The sequence below is a fragment of the uncultured Algimonas sp. genome (genome assembly GCF_947498175.1).
GTDB lineage: Bacteria > Pseudomonadota > Alphaproteobacteria > Caulobacterales > Maricaulaceae > Litorimonas.
The window spans coordinates 297,045-314,490 of sequence record NZ_CANMJB010000001.1 but is presented as its reverse complement, the minus strand read 5'-3'; the positions used below and the strand labels follow the sequence as shown (position 1 = coordinate 314,490).

At 64.5% G+C, this 17,446-nt stretch carries 20 protein-coding genes; 10 read left to right on the top strand and 10 right to left on the bottom strand.

Annotated elements, in window-relative coordinates; translation table 11 throughout:
* Window positions 1-22: 22 nt before the first annotated feature.
* Genes Q0718_RS01525 through Q0718_RS01500 form a run of 6 tightly spaced genes read left to right on the top strand, consistent with a single transcriptional unit; the run spans window position 23 to window position 4,640 of the window.
* Window positions 23-2,716, top strand: coding sequence for a M1 family metallopeptidase (locus Q0718_RS01525; RefSeq protein WP_298912429.1), 2,694 nt, complete (start codon window positions 23-25; stop codon window positions 2,714-2,716).
* Window positions 2,713-3,210: a DUF6702 family protein gene (locus Q0718_RS01520; RefSeq protein WP_298912426.1), complete on the top strand. Its 498-nt coding sequence runs from the start codon at window positions 2,713-2,715 to the stop codon at window positions 3,208-3,210. Before Q0718_RS01525 ends, Q0718_RS01520 begins: the two co-directional genes overlap by 4 nt.
* A 27-nt stretch (window positions 3,211-3,237) precedes the next feature.
* Window positions 3,238-3,873, top strand: a complete 636-nt coding sequence (locus Q0718_RS01515; RefSeq protein ID WP_298912425.1) for a glutathione S-transferase — start codon at window positions 3,238-3,240, stop codon at window positions 3,871-3,873.
* Window positions 3,870-4,109, top strand: a complete 240-nt coding sequence (locus tag Q0718_RS01510; RefSeq protein ID WP_298912422.1) for a hypothetical protein — start codon at window positions 3,870-3,872, stop codon at window positions 4,107-4,109. The genes Q0718_RS01515 and Q0718_RS01510 overlap by 4 nt, the downstream gene beginning before the upstream one ends.
* Window positions 4,102-4,227, top strand: coding sequence for a hypothetical protein (locus tag Q0718_RS01505; RefSeq protein WP_298912419.1), 126 nt, complete (start codon window positions 4,102-4,104; stop codon window positions 4,225-4,227). The genes Q0718_RS01510 and Q0718_RS01505 overlap by 8 nt, the downstream gene beginning before the upstream one ends.
* The gene (locus Q0718_RS01500; RefSeq protein ID WP_298912417.1) at window positions 4,224-4,640 is read left to right on the top strand and encodes a VOC family protein; all 417 of its coding nucleotides are present in this window, start codon (window positions 4,224-4,226) and stop codon (window positions 4,638-4,640) included. The genes Q0718_RS01505 and Q0718_RS01500 overlap by 4 nt, the downstream gene beginning before the upstream one ends.
* 142 nt (window positions 4,641-4,782) lie before the next feature.
* Here the strand turns inward: Q0718_RS01500 and Q0718_RS01495 are convergent, their stop codons facing one another.
* Window positions 4,783-5,508: a hypothetical protein gene (locus tag Q0718_RS01495; RefSeq protein WP_298912413.1), complete on the bottom strand. Its 726-nt coding sequence runs from the start codon at window positions 5,506-5,508 to the stop codon at window positions 4,783-4,785.
* A gap of 15 nt (window positions 5,509-5,523) precedes the next feature.
* The gene (locus Q0718_RS01490; RefSeq protein ID WP_298912410.1) at window positions 5,524-6,414 is read right to left on the bottom strand and encodes a pirin family protein; all 891 of its coding nucleotides are present in this window, start codon (window positions 6,412-6,414) and stop codon (window positions 5,524-5,526) included.
* A 27-nt stretch (window positions 6,415-6,441) separates the two neighbouring features.
* Between Q0718_RS01490 and Q0718_RS01485 the strand changes: the two genes are divergently transcribed.
* The 3 genes from Q0718_RS01485 (at window position 6,442) to Q0718_RS01475 (ending at window position 8,507) form a co-directional block, all read left to right on the top strand.
* Window positions 6,442-7,074 (top strand): glutathione S-transferase family protein, encoded by a 633-nt coding sequence (locus tag Q0718_RS01485; RefSeq protein WP_298912407.1) that lies wholly within the window; start codon window positions 6,442-6,444, stop codon window positions 7,072-7,074.
* A 38-nt stretch (window positions 7,075-7,112) separates the two neighbouring features.
* On the top strand, window positions 7,113-7,913 hold the full coding sequence (locus Q0718_RS01480; protein ID WP_298912404.1) for a Coq4 family protein: 801 nt from the start codon (window positions 7,113-7,115) through the stop codon (window positions 7,911-7,913).
* Window positions 7,914-8,000: 87 nt separating this feature from the next.
* Entirely contained in the window at window positions 8,001-8,507 is a 507-nt protein-coding gene (locus Q0718_RS01475; protein ID WP_298912401.1) for a hypothetical protein, read from the top strand.
* A gap of 93 nt (window positions 8,508-8,600) precedes the next feature.
* Here Q0718_RS01475 and rpsU read toward each other — a convergent pair whose 3' ends face one another.
* Window positions 8,601-8,837 carry a 30S ribosomal protein S21 gene (gene rpsU, locus Q0718_RS01470; protein WP_298912398.1) on the bottom strand — a complete coding sequence of 79 codons (237 nt, stop codon included), beginning with the start codon at window positions 8,835-8,837 and terminating at the stop codon, window positions 8,601-8,603.
* A 185-nt stretch (window positions 8,838-9,022) separates the two neighbouring features.
* On the opposite strand from rpsU, the gene Q0718_RS01465 reads away from it, so the two are divergent.
* A complete protein-coding gene (locus Q0718_RS01465; RefSeq protein ID WP_298912395.1) occupies window positions 9,023-9,979 on the top strand; it encodes an alpha/beta hydrolase in 957 nt (318 codons plus the stop codon).
* A gap of 14 nt (window positions 9,980-9,993) precedes the next feature.
* Here the strand turns inward: Q0718_RS01465 and Q0718_RS01460 are convergent, their stop codons facing one another.
* The 7 genes from Q0718_RS01460 to thiS all read right to left on the bottom strand — a co-directional run bounded on the left by Q0718_RS01460 (window position 9,994) and on the right by thiS (window position 17,431).
* Window positions 9,994-11,283 (bottom strand): hypothetical protein, encoded by a 1,290-nt coding sequence (locus Q0718_RS01460; protein ID WP_298912393.1) that lies wholly within the window; start codon window positions 11,281-11,283, stop codon window positions 9,994-9,996.
* Between the two features lie 78 nt (window positions 11,284-11,361).
* Window positions 11,362-13,578, bottom strand: a complete 2,217-nt coding sequence (locus tag Q0718_RS01455; RefSeq protein ID WP_298912390.1) for a TonB-dependent receptor — start codon at window positions 13,576-13,578, stop codon at window positions 11,362-11,364.
* 127 nt (window positions 13,579-13,705) lie between these two features.
* Window positions 13,706-15,349: a CTP synthase gene (locus Q0718_RS01450; RefSeq protein ID WP_298912387.1), complete on the bottom strand. Its 1,644-nt coding sequence runs from the start codon at window positions 15,347-15,349 to the stop codon at window positions 13,706-13,708.
* A gap of 58 nt (window positions 15,350-15,407) precedes the next feature.
* Window positions 15,408-15,788: a preprotein translocase subunit SecG gene (gene secG / locus Q0718_RS01445; RefSeq protein ID WP_298912385.1), complete on the bottom strand. Its 381-nt coding sequence runs from the start codon at window positions 15,786-15,788 to the stop codon at window positions 15,408-15,410.
* Window positions 15,789-15,905: 117 nt separating this feature from the next.
* Window positions 15,906-16,391: a hypothetical protein gene (locus Q0718_RS01440; protein ID WP_298912382.1), complete on the bottom strand. Its 486-nt coding sequence runs from the start codon at window positions 16,389-16,391 to the stop codon at window positions 15,906-15,908.
* Window positions 16,392-16,447: 56 nt separating this feature from the next.
* A complete protein-coding gene (locus Q0718_RS01435; protein ID WP_298912379.1) occupies window positions 16,448-17,227 on the bottom strand; it encodes a thiazole synthase in 780 nt (259 codons plus the stop codon).
* On the bottom strand, window positions 17,228-17,431 hold the full coding sequence (gene thiS / locus Q0718_RS01430; protein WP_298912376.1) for a sulfur carrier protein ThiS: 204 nt from the start codon (window positions 17,429-17,431) through the stop codon (window positions 17,228-17,230). It lies immediately after the preceding gene.
* Window positions 17,432-17,446 lie beyond the last annotated feature (15 nt).

Genomic DNA, 17,446 nt, shown 5'->3' with positions numbered 1-17,446 from the left:
CGGCCGGTGGAGGGGAAAACCGATGCCAGACTTCACGATCCGCCGAACGGCGCTGATGGCCGCCACGATCCTGTGCGTGCTGGGCGGCACGCAAGCGGCGAGCGCGACGGACAAGCGGCCCGGTCGCGGTGTCGCGGGCAGCGACACCGACGCCGTCGCCAAATTCCGCCAGATGGGGCCGGAGTTCCGCTCGCCCAATATCTACCGCTCCGCCTCCGGCGCGCCCGGTCCCGGCTATTGGCAGCAGCGCGCCAATGTCGACATCGACGCGACGCTGGACGAGAGCGCGCAGCGCATCACGGCGGAGATGGACATCGAATATGTCAACAACTCGCCCGACACGCTCAACTATATCTGGCTGGCGCTGGACCAGAACCGGTTCAAGGATGGCAGCCTCGCGCGGATGAGCGACACGGCCGGGGCGACCGGCAGTTCGCGCGGACAGGGCGGCGGCGGATCGGACAGCTACAGCTTTTCGCAACTGCGCTACGAACAGGCCACGGAAGACCGCGAATACGGGTTCGAATTCGCGCAGATCGCCGACAGGGACGGCGACGCCCTGCCCTACTTCATCAACGATTCCATGATGCGGATCGACCTGCCCGAACCGCTCGCGCCGGGCGCGACCTTCGACTTCCAGGTCGACTGGGAACACAACATCATCGACGAGGTCGCGGTCGGCGGGCGCGGCGGATACGAGTATTTCGAGGACGAGGACAACTACATCTTCGCCCTGGCCCAATGGTTCCCGCGCCTGGCGGCCTATACCGACTATACCGGCTGGCAGAACAAGCAGTTCCTGGGGCGCGGCGAGTTCACGCTGGAGTTCGGCGACTATACGGTCGATCTGACCGTGCCGTCCGATCACATCGTGTCGGCCACCGGCGTGCTGCAGAACCCGCGCGACGTGCTGAGCGCCACTCAGCGCCGACGCCTGGACGACGCCAATGCGGACGGCCCGATCTACATCGTCACGCCGGAGGAAGCGGCCCAGAACGCGGCCGAGAAGGCGACCGGCACGCGCACCTGGCGCTTTGCCGCGGAGAATGTCCGCGACTTCGCCTGGTCGTCCTCGCGCAAATATATCTGGGACGCGATGATCTTCGAACAGGACGATCCGGACAATCCGCAGGTGCTGGCCATGAGCTTCTTCCCGGAAGAGGCCGATCCGATCTGGTCGCGTTTTTCGACCCAGGCCGTCGTCCACACGATGGACGTCTATAACCGTTTCGCCTTCAACTACCCTTACCCGACCGCGCAGAGCGTGAATGCGTGGGAACGCGGCGGCATGGAATATCCCATGATCACCTTCAACGGCTACCGGCCGTACGAGGATACGGACTCAGGCGAGACCGTCTATTCGCGCAACACCAAATACGGGCTGATCGGCGTCATCATCCACGAGATCGGGCATATCTATTTCCCGATGACCGTCAATTCGGACGAGCGCCGCTTCACCTGGATGGATGAGGGCATCAACACCTTCCTGGAATACATGGCCGAATATGAGTGGGAGGAGAACTTCCCCATCCGGCGTGACATGCAGAATCCGCTGGACGAGATCACGCGCTACATGACCAGCTCCAACCAGGTGCCGATCATGACGCAATCCGACTCGGTGCTGCAATTCGGGCCTAACGCCTACGCCAAGCCGGCGGCCGCGCTGATCGTGCTGCGCGAGACGGTGATGGGACGCGAAGCGTTCGACTTCGCCTTCCGCGAATATTCGCGACGCTGGAAGTTCAAGCGCCCCACGCCCGAAGACTTCTTCCGCACGATGGAGGACGCGTCGGCCGTCGATCTGGACTGGTTCTGGCGCGGCTGGTTCTTCGGCACGGACCATGTCGACATGGCCATCACGGACGTGCGCGAGTACCGGATCGGCACGAACGATCCGGACGTCGAGGGAGACCTCGACCGCGAGGAAGACCTCGTCCGCTATCCCGAAAACATCGTGCAGCGCCGCAACCGCGAGGAAGGCCGCACGACCCGGGTCGAACGGTTCGAGGACCTCAACGACTTCTACAACGAGAACGACAAGTTCGCCGTGTCCAACGCCGACCGCAACACCTTCCAGGATTTCTTGGACGGGCTGAAGGACTGGGAGCGCAAGGCCTACGACCGCGCCATGGAGGACGGCAAGTTCCTCTACTTCGTTGACTTCCGCAATGTCGGCGGGCTGATCTCGCCCCTGCCGCTGACGCTCAACTACGCCAACGGGCAGACCGAAGAGCTGATGATCCCGGCGGAGATCTGGCGCCGCGACAGCCGCAGCGTCAGCAAGCTGATCGTGCGCGACGAGCGTATCGACAGCATCCTGCTCGATGCGGCGCACCAGACGGCGGATGCGGACCATTCCAATAACGGTTTTCCGCAATCCATCGTGTCGGACCGGCTCACCCTGGCCCGCAGCGATGCCAAGCAGCGCAGCCTGATGGCCGACATGCTGCGCGAGTTGAAAGCGGACGAAAAGGGCGAACCGGAGACGCGCGACGGCAGCGGCGACGTCCCGCTGCAGCGCGCCGAGGGCGTGCCGGACGGGCGTGCGGACAGCGCGCCCGAGACGCCGGACGAGGCTCCGGACGAGGCAGGGGAGACGGGCGCCGAAAACACGGATGCCGCAGAGACGGGCGCCGAAGAGACGGACGCCGAGGATGAGGACCGCCGCCGCTCCTTGCGCGAAACGCTGCGCCGGATGCTCGGCCGGGACCAATGATGCTGTCGCGCCGTCTCGTGCTAGGTGGGCTGGGCGCCGTCGCGCTCGCCCGACCGGCCTTCGCGCACCGGCTGGCGCGCACGGAGACGGAAGTGCGCATCGATCCGGACGGCACGGTCGGGGTGGTTCATGTCTATCACGTGCAGGACGCGCAGGTCGCGCTCTACAAGGCCGGCCTGATCAACCGGCCCGACCTTGGCCGCCTGCGCGCTCGTGCCACGCTGGCGCTCTATACGGACCGCAATTTCACGCTCTCCGACGCGACCGGTCCCGTGGCGCTGGACATCATCGGGTCCGAGATCGAAGGCGACAGCATCTATGTCTACCAGGAGGGCCGCGTTTCCCGCGACGGTCCAGGCGGCCCGCTCACCATCGACGCGCGCATGCTGCGCGACCTGGTCCACGACCAGAGGAACAGCGTCAACGTCGTCCGCGGCGGCCGCACGGTCACGCTCGACTTCTCCGGCGAGGGCGGGCCCAAGACGGTTGATTGAAACCGGCGGCGCTCCTAGGCGGTGCTCATGCTGACCGTCCATCATCTCAACAATTCCCGCTCGCAACGCATCCTCTGGCTGCTGGAAGAGCTGGGCGTGGATTACGACATCCGCGCCTATCAACGCGATCCGGAGAGCCGTCGCGCCCCGGCCGTGCTGAAGACCGTCCATCCGCTCGGCAAGAGCCCCGTCATCGAACATGACGGTCTGGTTGTGGCCGAGACCGGGGCGATCATCGTCTATCTGCTCGACACTTTCGACGCCGACCCGGCCTTGCGTCCGGAACGCGGCACGCAGGATTTCATCGATTACGTTCACTTCCTGCACTTCGCGGAAGGCTCGGCCATGCTGCCGCTCCTGCTCGCGCTCTACACCGGCTTTCTCGGAGAAGCCGCCAAGCCGATCCAGCCCCTGATCACGAACGAGATCCGGAGCGTGCTCGACTATTGCGAATACTCCCTGATCCGAAGCGCCTGGTTTGCCGGAGGCCGGCTGAGCGGCGCGGACTTCAACATGATCTTTCCGCTCGAAGCCGCCCGCGCACGGGGCCTGCTCAAGGGTTACGACGCCTGCAACGCCTATATCGACCGCGTCTGGGCCCGCCCCGCCTATCGCCGCGCGCTTGAACGGGGTGGGGATTACGATTACGGACCGAAGGGATGAGTTTCATTCGCCTGAAAGGGACCCGCGAGGCCAGAAACGAACAGCGGAAATCCATTTCCGTCATCTTTCGCACGATCGGATTCGGAGCGCTGGGCGTCGGTCTTTGGGAACCGCTCAGCCAACGATCGGTTGACGGCATATTGCTATCCGTGCCGTTGGCGCTTATCTCTATCGGCATGTTTGCCTTCGGTCTGCGTTATCTGGCCGAACTCGAAGATGGAGAGACGAATGACTGAAGAAATGTGGGTCAATCTCTACATCGTTGGTTTGTTCCTCTTCATGATGGTCGCCTTGCTCTATCTCGGCAGCCGAATCGAGTCCGACAATGCCGACCAGGTCGAGCGGCGCGATTGACCGTCATCCCCTTCCACCTCGCCGCGCCGATCCGGGACAAGGAGGAAGCGCGCCTGTTCTACCGCGACAGGCTGGGCTGCGCGGTCGGACGGGAAGCGGAGAACTGGATCGACTTCGACTTTTTCGGCCATCAGGTCAGCCTGCATGTCTGCCGCGAGCCCGAAACCCAGGCCACGAACGAGGTGGACGGCAAGCAGGTGCCCGTCCGCCATTTCGGTGCGGTTCTCCCCTGGGAGCGTTGGCACGTGCTCAAGGACCGGCTGGCGGCAGCGGGCACGGATTTCGTGATCGAGCCCTATATCCGGTTCGAGGGCGAGCCGGGCGAGCAGGCGACCATGTTCTTCCTGGATCCCAGCGGCAACGCGCTGGAATTCAAGAGCTTCAAGGACCCCGAGCGCCTCTACGCGACTTAGAGCACCTTTCTTACCCTCATCCCGGACTTGATCCGGGATCCATCACAGGACCGTCAGCCTTGCTCGAACAGCTGGGAGATGGATCCCGGATCAAGTCCGGGATGAGGTATGTTAAGGATGATCGGGCTTACAAGGAGCCGTTCTAGAAACTCCGCTCCACGAACAGCCGCAGCTGGTTGTCGTCCGAACTCCCCGTCAGCCCATGCAACGTGCCGAGATAGACGGTGACGTCCTCGCCCACGCCGAACTCCACGAACGGGCCAATCTCCGCCTCGCTGCCCTTGAAGGCGCGCAGCTTTCCCGTGTCGCCGAAATCGACATAGCTGTGCAGGCCGAGGCGGACGCCGCGGTCGGGTAGGTTTCGCGACAGCTCGAACCGGCCCTGGAACTGCAGCTCGTCATTGGTGCGCTGCGCGACCTGCAACGTATTCATGAGGTGCGCCCGAATGCGCCAGTCGTCCGGCAATGCCCACTGGTTGAGCCAATTGGCGCGGATCTCCTCCGGACGGCCGTCGCCGCGCGTGCGCGCCTCGAACCGCATCCCGGTCTGGTAGGCCCGCTCGTCGGGCGTGATCTGCCAGACGGCCTCGATCCGGGCATAGTCGTAGTCGATTTCCCGCGATGGCGTTTCGCGCGTGGCGATTATGCCGCGCAGGCGGAAACTCCCGCTCAGGGCGCGTTCGTAATGCAGGCGCTGGCCCCATTCCGCCTCGTCATCGCCCGCGGCGAGAATGGCGCCGACGCGGTATTCGAGCGCATGGTCGTCGGCATCGACGACGGGGCCGAACACGCCGGTCAGGTTCTGCGCGCTGGCCGACGAGGCCAGACCGGCGAACAACAGGATCGCAAGGCTGAACAGGAGTCGCATGGTTCGATTTCGTCCTTAGAAAATCAACTCTTTGGGCAGGGGGATCGACTCGGTCGCATCGCCGGGCACGGTCGGGAACTCGCCGTTGCGCCAGGCTGTCGCGGCCTGGGCGATGCGGTCGCGGCTGGAGGAGACGAAATTCCATTTGATGTGGCGTTTGCCCAAGGGCGCGCCGCCGATGACGGCGAAACGGGTCCGGCCCTTCGCCGTGACGCGCCGCGCGCCGGGCGACAGAATCGAGAACTGGAACCGCTCCGACACCGCGCCGTCTACCTCGGCTTCGCCGTCCACGACATAGAGCGCGGACTCCGGCGTGTCCGGCAAAGTGACGGCGGCGCCGTCCGGCAGGTCGATTTCGTAATAGAGCGTTTGGGAAAAAGTCTCGACCGGTGAAGCCAGTCCGAACGCCTCGCCCATCATGACGCGAATCGTCGCGCCGTTTTCCAGCTCCGTTTCCGGGATGGTCTCGGCCGGGTGGTGGTGGAAACTCGCCTCGCGCTGTTCCTCGTCCTCCGGCAGGGCATGCCAGAGCTGCAGCCCGTGCAGGCGGTAACCGGACGCACGCAATTCGTCGCGCGTGCGCTCGCTATGGACGATGCCGGAACCCGCGACCATCAGATTGACGGCACCCGGATGGATCGGCGCGGAATTGCCGAGACTGTCGCGGTGCCAGATCTCGCCCTCGAACAGATAGGTGACGGTCGCCAGCCCGATATGCGGATGCGGCCGGACGTTCATGCCGTCGCCCGGCGCGAAGTCCACGGGGCCGAAATGGTCGAAGAACACCCACGGCCCGACCGACCGGTACGACAGATAGGGCAGCGCCCGGCGCACGGTGAAACCGCCCAGTTCCTTGACCTTCGGGGTCAAGGCGGCCTTGATCGGGGCTTCGCCTTCGGACAGCATGGGCGCGGATTAAGGAGAACCGCCGCAATGCTCAAGCTCTATGATTGCTCGACCGCCCCCTCGCCGCGCCGGGCGCGCATGTTCCTGGCCGAAAAGGGCCTGGAGTGGGAGACGGTCGAGGTCGACCTGCGCAACCGGGAGCAGCTGGGCGAGGCCTTCCTCGCCCTCAACCCGCGCGCGACCGTGCCCGTTCTGGAAACGCCGGACGGCGAGATCATCGCCGACAATATCGGCATCGCGGCCTATGTCGAAGCGCTCCATCCCGACCCGCCGCTCATGGGCACGACGCCGCTGGAAAAGGCGCGCGTTCTGGCCTGGGACCAGCGCTGCATGCTCGAAGGCCTGTCGGCCATCGCCGAAGTGCTGCGCAACGGCTCGCCGCATTTGAAAGGCCGCGCCCTCCCCGGCCCGCGCGACCTGGACCAGATCCCCGACCTGGCGGATCGCGGCCGCAAACGGCTCGGCTGGTTCTTCGAAGACGTGGAAGCGCATCTCTCGGATCGCGACCATCTGGCGAGCGACCGCTACAGCCTGGCGGATATCACGCTGACGGTGGCGTTCGACTTCTCCAAATGGGTGAAGGCGCAACCGGGCGACGACCATCCGCACCTGCAGCGCTACATGGCGCGCATGCGCGAACGGCCGTCATACGGTCTTTGAGGGTTGATCGGGTTCGTCATGCATTTACACATGGCGGAATGAACGAGATCCACGTTCCAGACGCCATCGACGTTCCGCGCATTCCCCGCCGCTGGATCAAGGCGATGTATCATTTCCGCAAGCTGATCGCGGACAAGGAGGACACGTCGCAGGTCTTCCACATCACCAAGGCGCTGCACGGCAACGATCTCTACCGCGAATTCAACCGGTTCCTGGCCGACCCGGAAGGACGCAAGCGCTTCGCCGAACATCGCTATCTTCCGCCGCTGCTGGACGACCGGGCGCGCCTGCGCGCCATGCCGGCGGGCTCTCTGGCGCAGGCCTATTGCGATTTCATGGACCGCGAAGGGCTGACGGCGCAGGGGCTGGTGGACGAATATGATCGTTTCATGGAGGGGTCCCAGGACACGCGCAGCGAGGCCTTCCGCTGGTACAACAACCGCTCGCGCGACACGCACGACATGGACCATGTGCTGACCGGTTACGGCCGCGACGCGCTAGGCGAAACCTGCGTGCTGGCCTATAGCTATCAGCAGACCTCCGGGCTGGGCATCCAGTTCATCGCCTATATGGGCGCGCTGGAGGTCAAGCGCTGGGCGCCCCGGGGCGCGCCCGTCATCAAGGCCATCCGCGAAGCTGCCGCGCGGGGCCGGGCCGCCCGCTCGGTCACCTATTATGACCTGCTCGACCTGTTGCCCCGCCCCTTGGAAGAGGTGCGGGACATGTTGGGTGTCAGGCCGATGGAGGTCTATCCCGAGGTCCACCGCCGGATGCGCGACGCGGGACTGGATCCGTACGAGGCACTGGGCGGGCCGCAGCTTGACCCGGTTACAGTCTAGCGAATTACCGAATTGTCAGACCGGTCCGTCCTGTCCGTGTGATAGAGTCACGATGACAAAGATCATCCCACGGCAAAGGTCTGCGCCATGCGCTTCAAGACAAACGCAATTCTGACGACATCCGTGCTTGTCCTGACGGGATGCGGCCACGCCAAGACCTCCGATGTGTCGCGAGCCGAGGCACCGCGTCCGGCAAGCTCGATGCCGGACACGGTCACGAACGCCCAACGCGGCGACGACTGGTCATCGCTCGACGCGTTTGTCGGCGGATATCCGAACAATAACGCACTGTTCGACGATAGCGCGATATCCGATACGCTGAGGACCTTGCTCGGCGACCGGATGACCACGCTCGAGACCAACATGCAGACGGCCGGGCCGCTGCAGCGCGAGGGGTCCGTTTACTATACGTCCGGCAACAAGGCGCACCAAGGCGGCACCGACGCGGCCTATCTCCTCATCGACCGGACACGCCAGGATCTGGAAGTCGGTCTGTGGACGGACGGGGAGCTGAGCGTCTACAAGACCGACGGCGCGGATATCGCCAAGCCAGAAGACATCCGGGTCATGATCGCAAACAGCGAAGACGGGTGAGCGTTACGCGACGGATCGTCGGCGCCATGGTCTTCGTCAAACGAAAAAGCCGCCCCGAGGGACGGCTTCGATACGGATAGGAGGGATGCCCGCCTAACGGCGGGGCTTGCGCTTCTTGCCGGGGATCAGACCTTCGATCTGGGCGCGCTTGCGGGCCAGCTTGCGGGCGCGGCGGACGGCTTCGGCCTGTTCGCGGACGCGCTTCTCGGACGGCTTTTCGTAATGCTTGCGGGATTTCATCTCGCGCAGGATGCCTTCGTTCTGAAGCTTCTTCTTCAGCGCGCGAAGGGCCTGATCGACATTGTTCTGACGGACGTAGATTTCGACCATGTGTAGCGTTCAACTCTCTATTCGGGTTCGACGCGTCGGCGGCGTCAATGTGTGTCGTATCAATAGCAAAAGGCCCCGGGTTGCCCGCGGGACCAGCGTTCAGGCGGGGCCATAGGGGCGATTCCCGGTTCCCGCAAGGCATTTTTGCGGTTGGCAGCGGTCGCGAAAGCGCCAAGACTGCGGCCATGACCTACGATGATCCCACGTTCGTTCCCATAGATGGGTTCCGGATCGCCGCCTATCCGCACGGCCCGGACAGCGGCACGCCGATCGTCATGATCCATGGCTGGCCGGAACTGGCCTATAGCTGGGCGACGACGGTCCCGGCCTTGGCGCAGGCCGGATACCGCGCCCTGCCCTACGACCTGCTCGGCTTCGGCCGGTCCAGCGCGCCGCGCGGCCTGAGCCATTACCGCATCGAAAACCTGGTCGGCCATCTGGAGGCCGTGCTGGACCATTTCGGCATCGCCCAAGCGGTCATGCTCGGCCATGACTGGGGCGGGATCGTACTCTGGCACGCCGTGCGGATGCTGAAGCACCGGACGCTCGCCGCGATCAGCATCAGCACGCCCCATGTCGGCCGCCCGCCCGTCGATCCGATGGCGATTTTCGAACGGCGGTTCGGCCGGGACCATTACTTCGTCCAGTTCCGCGACAATCCGGACGACGTCGAGGCGCTCTATGATTCGGATCCGGATGCATTCTTCCGGATGATGTTCAGGACATCGCCGCAAGGCCTTGAACTCACACCGGAACTGACCCACCTGCCGAACCGCTTCGCCGCCTATCTGGAGCGCGGCGCGCCGGATGATGGCAATATGGTGCTCACGCCGGAACAGCGGCGCGTCTACAGCGAAGCCTATGCCCGCACCGGCTTCCTGCCCGGGATGAACTACTACCGCAACACGACCGCCAATTGGGCGCTGGCCGAAGGGCTCTCGACCCGGATCGACGTGCCGACCCTGATGATCAGCCCGGAAGACGACTTCTTTCTGCCGCCCAGCAGCACGGACGGCATGGTCGAAACCGTGCCGGACCTCACCCGCGTGACGATCCCCGATTGCGGCCATTGGGCGATGTGGGACCAGCCGGAGGCGCTCAACGCCGCCATTCTCGGCTGGTTGCGCGAGCGCGGTTTCTAAACCCTGAAACGCCTTTACCGCGCCAGTCGGGCGCGAACCTCTTCCACGACCGCGTCGCGGCCCGCCATGAAATCCTCGAAACGCGCCGGGGCATAGATGTCGGGGTCCAGGCTGCCGCTCTCTCCCTCGACATACTTGAAATACTCGGTGGAATGCGGCAGCTCGATGCCCGAACGGGGCAGCACGAACATGCGGACTTCGCCGAAATGGTTGGCCTTGCCGCCGCTGCGCGTGCCGATGAATTCGGCATCCAGCATCTGCTTGAAATTCATGGCGTTGATGATGGCGGCCGAGAAGGTCTGCTCGCCGATCGCGACATAGACGGCCTCCGGCTTCTGGCCTTCCGGCAAAGCCGAGATCTGTTCGGCCAACCGGGTTCCCTGCGGCGACGACCCGCCGGAATTGGCGCGCACGTCGAAGATCATCGCTTTCACATCGGTCTCCCGGAGCGTCGCGAGGACGCGTTCGGCGAAGGTCTCGAAGGATGGATAGTCGTCCGCCGTCTCAGGATCGCGGAAGCGTTCCTGCAATTCCCGCCCCCAGGCCGAATTGTACTGCACCAGATAGATGCCGTCTTCATACAGCCGGTCCCGGAACATGATGTCGAGCCGGTCTTCGTTGAAATTGATCCAGGTAGGATGATCGATCCGGTCCGACAGATAGATCAGATCGCCTTCCACCCCACCGAAAACCGACGCCGGGACGCGGACCTTGCGGCCCTCGCCCATCGCGTCGGTCAGGCTCAAAACCGCCGCATCGCCTTCGGCGAAGCCGAGATAGTGATGCAGGCCGATATAGCGCATGAACCACGGTATGCGCTTGCGCATAAAGCCCGTATCCTGCGGCGGGACGAGGCTCGCCAGCCCGGCCGCGACCTCGTCGAAGGGGGTGTCGTCGATCGCGTCGAGACGTGCTCCCAGCAGGGAGACGAACGCTTCCTCCGCACCGATTACCCTGATTTCGTCGCCGAACCAGGCGAATTCCAGCGGAAACGCGCCGCGTTCGAAGATGGCGTCGTAGAAGCCGACGCTGGTATGCGAGTCGCCCAAGGCGGCGACCAGCACCCGCAAATCCATCATGGTGGTGAAAGCGTCCTGCGTCTCCACATCGTCCAGCAACGCGTCGAGACGCGCCTCGAACTCCGGCTTCGACAGAACGATGAACGGGTCGGGATGCCGCGCTTCCAGCTGTTTGACCAAATAGGCGAAGTCGGCCTCGTAGTCGCCGCGAGTCAGATCCTGCGCCCAGGTCGGACTCACCAGGCCGACCGCCAACGCCATTCCCATGACCAAGCGCTTCAACATCGCATCTTCCCTTGTCAGGAGGAGGATATCTCCCGCTCAAAACGCAGGCAAGCGGAAAACGACCTGTGTCGTCGGCTCTTAGAACCGCTTCGTCACCTCCACGCCGTAAATCGCCGGTTCGTTGATGAAGGCGGTGAAGTTGTTGAAATCGACCGCACCTTCCAGCGCCAGAGCGTCAAAGGAGTTGCGGACATAGGCCGCGATCTCCAGGCCGTCTTCATGCATGTACCCGCCGCGCAGGCCGACCTCGGTCAGGCCGTTGCTGCGGAACTCCGCGCTTTCATAAAGGAAGAAATTGACGGCGCTGCGATGGGCCACGTCGGCGAAGACGAAAATCTCGCCGGAGGCAGAAACCGGGAGGCCAAAGCGAGCCGAGGCGTTGGCGATGTATTTCGGCGCCTGCGGCAAGGGGTTGCCGTCGATCCGGGCATTGCCGGTCAGCGGATTGACCGGATCGAGAATGGTACAAGGCGCGCCGCAGGGTCCGACTTCCAGATCGCCGTCGTGGATCTCGGTGTCGTTGATGGAAAAGCCTGCACTCAACTGGATATGATCGGTCGGATCGAGCGTGGCGTCGAGTTCGATGCCGCGCCCGCCGACCGCGTCCGCGTTGAGCAGCTGGTTGAAATTCCCGGCCCCACCCACGGCCGTCAGCTGCTGGTCGCGGGTCTCGAACAGGAACGCCGTCGCGCTGACCGTGCCGCGGCCATCCAGGACGCGGGATTTGAACCCGACATCGATCGAATCGATCGTTTCCGTATCCGCGACCGTGACGGCATCGCCGAAGACGATGCGGCCCTGCACGTTCGGTGCCCGGAAGCCCCGGGAATAGCGGGTGAACAGGTTCAGGGCGTCGTTCACCGCATAGGTCAGGGCCAAGTCGCCCGTCACGACCGTGTCGTCCAGGCTGCGCGTGACGGGACCGAGAGTCCCGGAGCCGAACGGCCCGATCAGGCGCGAGGCGGTGAAGTCTTTCTTCTCTGCCGAAATGCGCAGCCCGCCCGTCGCCGTCAGCCGGTCCGTGGCCTGCCACTCCATCGAGGTGAACAGGGCGTAGCTTTCCGTATCCTGGTCTTGCACGGCCTGGCCGTTCACGACGCCGCCGCCCAGCGTGTCGAAGGACAGGCTTTCGATTTCTAGCTTTTCGATGAAGGCGAAACCGCCGAAAGTGACGTTGAGCGCCGAAGACGCATCGAAATTGTAGCGCAGTTCCTGCGTCCATTGGCCGTGGCCGGTGATGTTGTCCTGGCTCTCTGCCGCGAACGGGATGATGCCCGGGCCGGACGGCGGCGCGAAGACCGCGCCGAACCCGCCATCGACATCCCCGCGCGCATCGATCCGCACGCGCTCATAGGCGGTGATGGCCGTCAATGTGCCCGGGCCGATGCCGCTTTCGATCGTCAGCGAGCCGCCCAGGTTCGACACGTCCAGCAATTGATCGGCATCCTGGGACGCTTCGAACCGGTCGAAACCCGCCACCAATCCGCCCGTGCCGGGGCGGATGGCATTGGCGCGGTAGGTGCGCGACCCGCCGTCGAGCTGCCGACCATGCAGGTTCAGCAAGACGGTCGTGTCGCCCACGGGTTCGAACAATAGCTGCAGGCGCGCCGCATATTCGTCGAATTCCTCATAGCCCGCCTCGGACGGGTTCGGCGCGACATTGTCGACATAGTCGTCGCGGCTCTGGAACAGGCCGGACAGGCGTGCGGATAAGGTCTCGCTCAAGGGGCCGCTGACTGCGCCTTCCAGATCGACCGTGCCGAACCGGCCGTAGGCGCCGCGCACATAGCCTTCCACGTCGTGCGTCGGACGCGCGGATTCGAACTTGATGACCCCGGCTGGCGTGTTGCGGCCGAACAGCGTGCCTTGGGGACCGCGCAGGACCTCGATGCGGTCGAGGTCGAAGACGGGAAAGCCCTTCAGCACCGGGTTCTCCAGCACGACGCCGTCATAGACCAGGCTGACCGGTTGGTTGGCGTTCAGGTCGAAATCGGTATTGCCCAGGCCGCGGATGTAGAAGCGCGGAAAGGTCCGGCCGAACGAGCCTTCGGCATAGACGCTCGGCACGCGCGCGGAGAGGAAGAGAATGTCTTCTGCGCCGGAACTGACCACGTCCAGCGCTTCGCCGCGCACGACGCCCAGGGAGACGGGAACGTCCTGCTGGCTCTGTTCACGCTTCTGGGCCGTGACGATGACTTCGTCGGCGATCGCGCCCTGGGCGCGGGCCGTGCCGAACGACGTGCCCGCAAGGAGAACGGCGCCGAGCGCGGCACCGGTAAGATAACTGGGAAGCATGGGAGGACGGTATCCGGGTCTGTTGTCGAAGCGCCCCCTCAATGGCGCAACGGGCCCAGGGTCAACTCACTTGTGACGGATCGCTCACACCTTTGCGTGAACGACAACACCGGTGCGGGTTTTGAGCCTAGACCAGGCGCGACTGCGCCTTCGCGGCGCCAATGAACCCTTCGAACAGCGGGTGCGGATCGAAGGGGCGGCTCTTGAGTTCGGGATGGAACTGCACGCCGACGAACCAGGGGTGGATGTCCTGCGGGATCTCCACGATCTCGGGCAGCACGCCGTCGGGCGAGAGACCCGAAAAACGCAGGTCGGTGCTTTCCAGCCGGTCGCGATAGTCGATATTGACCTCGTAGCGGTGGCGGTGGCGTTCGCTGATCTCGGTCGTCCCGTAGGCGTCGGCGACCAGAGACCCGTCCGTCAGGACCGCCGGATAGGCTCCCAGCCGCATCGTCCCGCCCAGATCCGTGTCCTTGTCGCGTTCCACCCGCTCATTGCCCTTGGTCCATTCGGTCATGAGACCGACCACGTTTTCGCCGTCCTCGCCGAATTCCGAGCTGCTCGCCGCGTCCAGTCCGGCCAGATGCCGTGCCGCCTCGATGACCGCCATCTGCATGCCCAGACAGATGCCGAAATAGGGGATTCTCTTTTCGCGGGCATATCGCACCGCCCGGATCTTGCCTTCCGTGCCGCGTTCGCCGAACCCGCCGGGCACGAGGATTCCGTGGGCGCCGCGCAGGACCTCTTCGGGTTCCTTGGTCTCGAAGTCTTCGGCCTCGACCCAATCGATGCGCACCCTGACCTTGTTGGCGATACCGCCATGGACCAGCGCTTCGGTGATGGATTTGTAGGCGTCCGGCAGGACCGTGTATTTGCCGACGACGGCGATCTTCACCTCCCCGTCCGGATTGGACAGGGTGCGGTCGATCTCCTGCCAGACGCCCAGGTCGGCCTGCGGCGGGGCGAGGATGCCGAAATGGTTCAGCACTTCGCGGTCCAGCCCTTCCTCGTGATAGGACAGCGGCACGGCATAGATGGACGGGGCGTCCAGCCCCTGGATCACGGAGCTTTCGCGCACATTGCAGAAGCGCGCGATCTTGGCGCGTTCATTGGCGGGAATGGGCCGTTCCGTGCGGCAGAGCAGGATGTCCGGCTGGATGCCGATCGATCGCAATTCCTTGACCGAGTGCTGGGTCGGTTTGGTCTTCATCTCGCCCGCCACGGCGATGTAGGGCAGCAGAGTCACATGCAGGAAGCAGCATTGGCCCCTGGGGAGTTCCTGGCCGAGCTGGCGCAGCGCTTCGAAGAAGGGCAGGCCCTCGATGTCGCCGACCGTGCCGCCGACTTCGCAGAGCACGAAATCCACGTCGCCCGCATCGGAGAGGACGAAATCCTTGATCTCGTTCGTGACGTGCGGGATCACCTGCACCGTCGCGCCGAGATAGTCGCCGCGCCGTTCCTTGGCGATGATGTCGCTATAGATGCGGCCCGTCGTGATGTTGTCGCCCTGCGTGGCCGACACGCCGGTGAAGCGTTCATAATGGCCGAGATCGAGGTCCGTTTCCGCCCCGTCGTCGGTGACGTAGACTTCGCCGTGCTGGTACGGGCTCATCGTGCCCGGATCGACGTTCAGATAGGGGTCGAGCTTGCGCAGCCGGACCTTGTAGCCGCGCGCCTGCAGCAGCGCGCCGAGCGCGGCGGACGCCAGACCCTTGCCGAGCGAGGAGACCACCCCGCCGGTGATGAAGATGTAACGTGGCTGTCCGGCCATTGGCGCAATATCCCGACGCCCGGCGAGGGGCGCGCCGATCGCGCATCCACCGAGGCGTTTAGTCGTCAGTGTCGGTGGGATCCGCAGGGGTCGCAGGGTCGTCTGCAGGTCCATCCAACGGGGTCGCCCCATCGGACGACTCGGCGGGGCTCGTCAAGCCGCCGACTTCGTTGTCCACATTATCCAGAGCGCCCGTTTCCTGGTTTTCGAGCGCGAAGACGACCGAAAGCAGCAGCGACATGACGAGGAACACCGTGCCGAGAATGGCGGTCATGCGCGCGACGGACGTCGTCGCCGCCCGGCCGGACATGAAACCGGTTCCGCCGCCACCGCCGCCCCCGCCGATCCCCAGCGCGCCGCCTTCGGAGCGCTGGATCAGGATCAGGCCGGTCATGACGACCGAGATGATGAGCAGGATGACGAGGAGAACGGTGGACATAGGTGATCGCAGTCAACGAAAGGGCGTCGGACGAGGCCGCGCCCTTAAACCGGACGGGCCGGGACTTCCACCCTCAATGTGGACAGGTTGCAGCCGCGGCCGGAGCGATGGGCCGCTCTAGACGGAACAGTCGTCCATCTCTTCGGCCACGCCTTTCAGATAGGCGCGGCGGACCAGGCCCCGCTCATAGGCTTCGCGCGCTTGCGCCCGGTTGCGGGTCGCCCCGGAAATCGCCCGGATGATGCCGCGGAACGGCAACAGCCCGCCAATGGTGCTGGAGGTGGCCTGCAGGGCGGTCTGTTCGCGCTTGGCGTCCTCGTCTTCGGGCACGTCCATGTCCGCGCCCAGCAGGCGGTCGAGCATCTCGATCTCGGCCTTGGCCGCCGCGCAGTCGCCCGGCAGTTTGGCGTAGGGATTGGTCATTCTGGAGAGGTAGACCGGGATGTCGATATCTTCGAGACCGACATCGTAGACGGGCGAGGCGACGGCGGAATCGACGTCCTGAATGCGGTCGCCCTTGAACGTGGCATCCGTGCCCGCCGTCGCGCATCCTCCCATGGCGAGCGCGGAGGTCAGGGTCAGGGCGAGGATGTATCGTGTCATAAAAGGTCGAACGCGCTTTCGGATGGGTTGGTTGCGATTAAATGGGTCGGGCCGCGTCAGATCAGTCCGGCGAGCGGCGAGCTGGGGTCGGCATAGCGTCTCTTGGGCATGCGTCCAGCCAGATAGGCGTCGCGCCCGGCGATGACGGCATGTTTCATGGCGCGCGCCATGCGGATGGGGTCCTTGGCTTCGGCGATGGCCGTGTTCATCAGCACGCCGTCGCAGCCTAGTTCCATCGCCACGGTCGCGTCCGACGCCGTGCCGACGCCCGCATCCACGATGACGGGGACAGACGATTGCTCCACGATGAGGCGGATGCCCACCGGATTCTGGATGCCGAGGCCCGACCCGATCGGCGCGCCCAGCGGCATGATCGCGGCCGCGCCCATCTCTTCGAGTTTGCGCGCGAAGACCGGGTCGTCGGAACAATAGACCATGACCTCGAACCCGTCGTCCTTCAGCATCGCCATGGCGCGCATCGTCTCTTCCATGTCCGGGTAGAGGTGCTTGGGGTCGGACAGGACCTCCAGCTTCACCAGGTCCCAGCCGCCCGCTTCGCGCGCCAGACGCAGCGTCCGCACCGCGTCCTCGCCCGTGAAACACCCCGCCGTATTGGGCAGATAGGTCGTCTTTTGCGGATCGATGAAGTCGGCCAGCATGGGCTGGTCCGGGTCCGAGACGTTCACCCGGCGCACGGCCACGGTGACGATGTCGGCACCGCTGGCCGCCAACGCGTCGGCATTCTGCCGGTAATCGGCATACTTGCCCGTGCCGATGATGAGCCGCGAATCGAACTCGCGGCCCGCGACGATCAGCTTGTCCCGTTTATCAGACACTTAGCCGCCTCCGATGAAGTGGATGATTTCCAGCACGTCGTGATCGGCGAGCCGCACCTCCCCGAACGTGCTCTTGGGCACGACCTCGCGGTTGCGCTCGATGGCGATCTTGCGCTCGGGCAGACCCAGATGCGCGACCAGGGCCGCGACGGTCAGCCCGTCCGGAAGATCGTCGTGATGATCGCCATTGATGATCAGATGCATGGGCGCGCCGTCTAT

Excerpts from the sequence above, each read along its gene's own strand:
- Q0718_RS01450 (WP_298912387.1), bottom strand. The coding sequence starts at position 15,349 with ATGGCCGGACAGCCACGTTACATCTTCATCACCGGCGGGGTGGTCTCC.
- Q0718_RS01510 (WP_298912422.1), top strand. The coding sequence starts at position 3,870 with ATGAGTTTCATTCGCCTGAAAGGGACCCGCGAGGCCAGAAACGAACAG.
- Q0718_RS01440 (WP_298912382.1), bottom strand. The coding sequence starts at position 16,391 with ATGACACGATACATCCTCGCCCTGACCCTGACCTCCGCGCTCGCCATG.
- rpsU (WP_298912398.1), bottom strand. The coding sequence starts at position 8,837 with ATGGTCGAAATCTACGTCCGTCAGAACAATGTCGATCAGGCCCTTCGC.
- thiS (WP_298912376.1), bottom strand. The coding sequence starts at position 17,431 with ATGCATCTGATCATCAATGGCGATCATCACGACGATCTTCCGGACGGG.
- Q0718_RS01455 (WP_298912390.1), bottom strand. The coding sequence starts at position 13,578 with ATGCTTCCCAGTTATCTTACCGGTGCCGCGCTCGGCGCCGTTCTCCTT.
- Q0718_RS01495 (WP_298912413.1), bottom strand. The coding sequence starts at position 5,508 with ATGCGACTCCTGTTCAGCCTTGCGATCCTGTTGTTCGCCGGTCTGGCC.
- Q0718_RS01490 (WP_298912410.1), bottom strand. The coding sequence starts at position 6,414 with ATGCTGTCCGAAGGCGAAGCCCCGATCAAGGCCGCCTTGACCCCGAAG.
- Q0718_RS01520 (WP_298912426.1), top strand. The coding sequence starts at position 2,713 with ATGATGCTGTCGCGCCGTCTCGTGCTAGGTGGGCTGGGCGCCGTCGCG.
- Q0718_RS01475 (WP_298912401.1), top strand. The coding sequence starts at position 8,001 with ATGCGCTTCAAGACAAACGCAATTCTGACGACATCCGTGCTTGTCCTG.
- Q0718_RS01480 (WP_298912404.1), top strand. The coding sequence starts at position 7,113 with ATGAACGAGATCCACGTTCCAGACGCCATCGACGTTCCGCGCATTCCC.
- Q0718_RS01515 (WP_298912425.1), top strand. The coding sequence starts at position 3,238 with ATGCTGACCGTCCATCATCTCAACAATTCCCGCTCGCAACGCATCCTC.
- Q0718_RS01525 (WP_298912429.1), top strand. The coding sequence starts at position 23 with ATGCCAGACTTCACGATCCGCCGAACGGCGCTGATGGCCGCCACGATC.
- Q0718_RS01460 (WP_298912393.1), bottom strand. The coding sequence starts at position 11,283 with ATGTTGAAGCGCTTGGTCATGGGAATGGCGTTGGCGGTCGGCCTGGTG.
- Q0718_RS01505 (WP_298912419.1), top strand. The coding sequence starts at position 4,102 with ATGACTGAAGAAATGTGGGTCAATCTCTACATCGTTGGTTTGTTCCTC.
- secG (WP_298912385.1), bottom strand. The coding sequence starts at position 15,788 with ATGTCCACCGTTCTCCTCGTCATCCTGCTCATCATCTCGGTCGTCATG.
- Q0718_RS01465 (WP_298912395.1), top strand. The coding sequence starts at position 9,023 with ATGACCTACGATGATCCCACGTTCGTTCCCATAGATGGGTTCCGGATC.
- Q0718_RS01485 (WP_298912407.1), top strand. The coding sequence starts at position 6,442 with ATGCTCAAGCTCTATGATTGCTCGACCGCCCCCTCGCCGCGCCGGGCG.